At 66.9% G+C, this 5750-nt stretch carries 2 protein-coding genes; both read left to right on the top strand.

Annotated features, from left to right (window positions below; all coding sequences use genetic code 11):
* Positions 1–684: 684 nt before the first annotated feature.
* Complete coding sequence (locus ACXJ7R_RS23425; RefSeq protein ID WP_457153918.1) at positions 685–1707, top strand: DUF4347 domain-containing protein; 1023 nt, start codon at positions 685–687, stop codon at positions 1705–1707.
* A 111-nt stretch (positions 1708–1818) separates the two neighbouring features.
* On the top strand, positions 1819–5750 hold a 3932-nt coding region (locus tag ACXJ7R_RS23420), incomplete at its 3' end, for a DUF4347 domain-containing protein (protein WP_457153917.1).

The raw sequence follows: 5750 nt of genomic DNA, 5'->3' as shown, positions 1-5750 counted from the left end.
CCTCGGACCAGACCAAGCATGGCGCCGGCTACGCCAGCGACGATCATTCCATCAAGACGACCCTGAAGGATCTCTTGAAGCCGCATGAATAAGGAATGTTAAATGGACCACGTCCGGAGACTGGTCCAGGTTTGAAAAAGGGGCGCGCGGACTTCGCTGGAAGTTCGCGCGTTTCCACTTCTTGTCGGTGCGGCATCGTCTTGCGGAAAACCCTCCGCTGGCCATCTCTGGCTTCCAGCGAGGGCAGCGGATCGGCCTGGCGAGGCGATTATTTTTAGTAAGTCGGCGCAAACGGAAATGAAGCCGCCAAGCCTGCGATTTTCAAAAAGAATCTGCGCGGCTTCGGCTCTTCGATACTGGCCAAGTTCGGCCATCTTGTTCCTGGCCATTCACCAAATCTCCACTTTATAGTTTACAAATCCCTAATTTTCGATTTTACTAATGTGTGACACGGGGTGTGTCCGCAGGTCGCGCGGTAGGGTTGCCGACGTCCTGCGAAGTTTTGGGGAAGGATCTGGGGGTCGTTAAGCCACATCGCGGGCGATGATGGAGGCGCGTTCTTTGAGCGCGCCTTGAAAGCCGCGTCAACGTTGCCCGCCCACGGAGGCGGACAGGTTTCCCGTTCCAGAGTTCCCTCGCGTTTGGACGCCGATCCGTCGGCGTGACCAGTGGCGGGAGTGTGTCGTGGGTGGGGTGAGATTGCGTGCGAGTTGGGCCCGGCGCGGAGCGATTTCCGGCGTCGATAGGCCCGCAATCCGACAGCGGCGACGGACCGCCGCAGCCGGCGGCTGGCAGATTGGCCGCCGCTGTTCCGCCCTCCATGAAAGCCTCAGCACTGCGCGGCCTGCCCGCGGGCCCGACCCCGCCGCGCCGGGCGTCGCCGGCGGATGCTCTCAGCTTGAACCCAATTGGAACCAGCGGGATCTCGCCACGGCCAGCGCCACCGAACTCGTTTTCGTCGATCCATCGGTATCCGATCCAGGCACGATCCTCGGCAATTTGAGGCCACGGGTCGAGGCGATCGTGCTTGATGCCAAATCCCCGGCCGCGCGCCAGATGGCACGGGCGCTCGAAGCTCGTGACCGCCTCGACGCCGTGCACGTGATCGCGCACGGCGCGCCCGGGCGGGTGTGCTTCGCGGCCGGCGATTGGTCGGCGCGCACGCTGCGGCACGATGAGGCCGATCTCGCCACGATCGGCCAGGCATTGGGAGGCTCCGGCGAGCTGCTTCTGTGGAGCTGTGACGCGGGCGCCGGCGCTGCCGGAACCGATTTTGTCGATGCGCTGGCGCGCGCTGCGGGGGCGCCGGTTGCGGCCGCCACCGACCTGGTTGGGTCGCCGACGCTCGGCGGACGATGGAAACTGACAAGGAACACCGCGGCGCGGGCGCCGCTGACGGAGGAGGGTATCATGGGCTACGCAGCAGTGCTTGCCGCGATCGAGATCACGATCTCCGGCTTGATCCCAACCGGCATGACCGGCGGCTCGACGACCTACTTCGTGGTCGACAGGGACCACGGCACGATTGTTGGCAACCTCAATCTGCCGAACATGGCCAACAACGCCTTCCGGATCGCCGTCAGGGTGCCGGGCGGAGCGACGAGCCTCGACGTCGGCGTCTTCGACGAAAGCGGCAAGTTCACCTCGGCTGGCTTCACTGTGGATGTGCCCGCGCGTCCATCCGGCGCCGTCGGGCCGAAGGGGTGAGCCATGCTGAAGGACCTCACCTCGGATCCCTTCCATAGCCCGGCCGCCGCGCTGGGCCTTCACGCATCGACACACAAGGTTTCGCCCGCATACCCTCAGAGCGGGCGAGCCATGACGTTCGAGCCCGAAGTCCTGTTCATCGATCCCGCCGTCGCCGACATACCCGCCATCCTTGCCGGGCTGCGGGCCGGCGTGCAGCCGGTGCTCCTCGACGCGGCGCGGCCGGCGGCCGCACAGATGGCGGCGGCGCTGGCCGGCCGCCAAGGCCTTGCGGCCGTGCACATCATCGCCCACGGCGCGCCTGGGCGCGTCGCCTTCGCGGCCGGCGAATGGTCGCGCGAAACGCTGGCGCGCGACGCCGGCGACCTGGCCGCGATCGGCCGGGCCCTGGCCGAAGACGGCGACCTGCAGCTGTGGAGCTGCGAGACGGGCAAGGGTAACGCCGGCGAGGCGTTCGTCGAACAGTTGGAAGAGGCAGCTGGCGCTTTTGTAGCGGCGGCGGCCGGGCGCGTCGGCGCGTCGGCGCTGGGCGGCGCCTGGGAGATCGTGCGGAGCAAGAATGAGCTTGTACTGCTCCCCCCGATTTCGAGTGCGGCTATTGCCGCATACACGGGGGTGTTGTCATCAGAACTCACCATCGGGGGGACAATCTCCAATGGTTCTACACAGAGTACTAATATTTTTTATGTAGTAGATACGACAAGCAATTTAATAGTTGGCAGCTTTACGTTGCCAAATAGGACTAATTCAGGATTCAATGGTTTTTCTGTCACTTTTACCGTTCCAAACGCCACCGACACGTATGCGATTTACACGTCTGGAACGACAACTTCCGGCAGCTCGTTTACTTTTGTTGTAACGTTGACTGGAGCGATTAGCGCCACAAGCAACGGTGACACTTTCAGCTCCTTCTCCTTCGCCAGTAACACCGGTCCTACCGGCCCCACCGGCCCTACCGGCGCGGGTGCGACTGGCGCTACAGGTTCAACTGGCGCTACGGGTGCAACCGGCGCCACGGGTTCGACCGGCGCGAGCGGCGCCACTGGTGCGACTGGCTCGACAGGTGCGACCGGCGCGACTGGTACGACCGGCGCTACGGGATCGACTGGCGCCACAGGTTCAACTGGTGCGACCGGCGGCACTGGTGCGACTGGCTCGACCGGTGCGACTGGCGCCACAGGTTCGACTGGCGCCACCGGAGCCACAGGTGCGACCGGCAATACGGGCGCCACTGGTTCTACAGGCGCGACTGGTGATACGGGCGCCACAGGTTCGACCGGAGCAACCGGAGCCACCGGCGCGACCGGCGATACGGGCGCCACAGGTTCGACTGGAGCTACTGGCGCCACGGGCGATTCTGGCGCCACGGGTGCGACCGGCGCAACCGGACCCACAGGTGCGACTGGCGATACGGGCGCAACGGGTTCGACAGGCGCCGCTGGCAATACTGGCGATACTGGCGCCACGGGTGCGACCGGCGCAACCGGAGCCACAGGTGCGACCGGCGCCACGGGCGATACCGGCGCAACTGGCTCGACCGGTGATACCGGCGCCACAGGTTCAACCGGAGCCACGGGCGCGACAGGCTCTACTGGCGATACCGGCGCAACTGGCTCGACTGGCGATACCGGAGCCACGGGCTCGACCGGCGATACCGGCGCCACGGGTTCAACCGGCGCCACAGGCGATACGGGCGCAACTGGCTCGACTGGTGCAACCGGCGATACCGGAGCTACTGGCTCGACCGGAGCAACCGGAGCCACAGGTGCGACCGGCGATACGGGGGCCACCGGAGCAACGGGCGCGACTGGTGATACCGGCGCCACGGGTTCGACAGGCGCMACTGGCGATACGGGAGCCACAGGTTCGACTGGAGCAACCGGAGCCACAGGYGCGACCGGCGATACMGGCGCCACGGGTTCAACCGGCGCCACWGGSGATACGGGAGCYACKGGTTCGACTGGAGCAACCGGAGCCACAGGTGCGACCGGCGATACTGGCGCCACGGGGTCGACCGGCGCGACCGGCGACACGGGAGCCACAGGTTCGACCGGAGCCACAGGCGCGACCGGCGATACCGGTGCCACGGGTTCGACAGGCGCAACTGGCGATACGGGAGCCACAGGTTCGACTGGAGCAACCGGAGCCACAGGTGCGACTGGTGATACGGGCGCCACGGGTTCGACTGGAGCAACCGGAGCCACAGGTGCGACCGGCGATACCGGCGCCACGGGTTCGACAGGCGCCACTGGCGATACGGGAGCTACAGGTTCGACTGGAGCAACCGGAGCCACAGGTGCGACCGGCGATACCGGCGCCACGGGTTCGACCGGCGCAACCGGCGATACGGGAGCTACGGGTTCGACGGGAGCAACCGGAGCCACAGGTGCGACCGGCGATACGGGCGCCACGGGTTCGACTGGCGCCACTGGTGATACGGGCGCCACGGGTTCGACTGGCGCAACCGGGGATACAGGCGCCACGGGTGCAACCGGAGCCACAGGCGCAACCGGCGATACCGGAGCGACGGGCTCAACAGGTTCGACCGGCGCAACCGGCGATACCGGTGCCACGGGTTCGACTGGCGCAACTGGCGATACCGGAGCTACTGGCTCGACCGGTTCAACCGGAGCCACAGGTTCGACCGGCGATACGGGCGCCACCGGCTCGACCGGAGCCACAGGTGCGACCGGCGATACCGGCGCCACGGGTTCGACAGGCGCCACTGGCGATACGGGAGCCACAGGTTCGACTGGAGCAACCGGAGCCACAGGTGCGACCGGCGATACCGGCGCCACGGGTTCGACAGGCGCCACTGGCGATACGGGAGCCACAGGTTCGACTGGAGCAACCGGAGCCACAGGTGCGACCGGCGATACCGGCGCAACGGGTTCGACTGGTACCACCGGCGCGACCGGCGATACTGGCGCCACTGGTTCAACCGGCGCAACCGGCGATACTGGAGCGACGGGCTCTACCGGTGCAACAGGTTCGACTGGAGCAACCGGAGCCACAGGTGCGACTGGTGATACGGGCGCCACGGGTTCGACTGGCGCAACCGGGGATACAGGCGCCACGGGTGCAACCGGCGATACCGGAGCGACGGGCTCAACAGGTTCGACCGGCGCAACCGGCGATACCGGAGCTACTGGCTCGACCGGTTCAACCGGAGCCACAGGCGCGACCGGCGATACGGGCGCCACCGGCTCGACTGGGGCAACTGGCGATACGGGAGCCACAGGTTCGACTGGAGCAACCGGAGCCACAGGTGCTACGGGTTCCACCGGCGCAACTGGTGATACCGGCGCGACGGGCTCTACGGGTTCGACCGGAGCGACGGGCGATACTGGAGCGACGGGCTCGACCGGAGCCACCGGCTCGACTGGCGCCACTGGCTCGACGGGTGCAACTGGCGATACCGGCTCGACCGGAGCCACCGGCTCGACTGGTTCGACCGGCGCAACTGGCTCGACGGGTGCAACTGGCTCGACTGGTGCGACTGGCTCGACTGGTTCGACTGGTGATACCGGCTCGACCGGCGCAACTGGCTCGACAGGTGCGACTGGCGACACTGGTGCAACGGGTTCGACTGGCTCGACTGGCGCCACTGGCTCGACGGGTGCAACTGGCGATACCGGCTCGACCGGAGCCACCGGCTCGACCGGAGCCACCGGCTCGACTGGCTCGACCGGTGCAACCGGCTCTACCGGTGCCACGGGTTCGACTGGAGCAACCGGCGCCACAGGCGCGACCGGCGATACCGGAGCTACTGGCTCGACCGGTGCAACCGGAGCCACAGGTGCTACGGGTTCCACCGGCGCAACTGGTGATACTGGCGCGACGGGCTCTACGGGTTCGACCGGAGCGACGGGCGATACTGGAGCGACGGGCTCTACCGGTGCCACTGGTTCGACTGGGGCAACCGGAGCCACAGGTGCGACCGGCGATACGGGCTCCACTGGCGATACCGGCTCGACGGGCTCGACCGGTGCAACCGGCTCTACCGGTGCCACGGGTTCGACTGGAGCAACCGGCGCCACAGG

Source organism: Mesorhizobium sp. P5_C1 (genome assembly GCF_054049815.1).
Note: the sequence above shows the minus strand (reverse complement) of the source record. Positions and strands in the feature narration are given on the sequence as shown.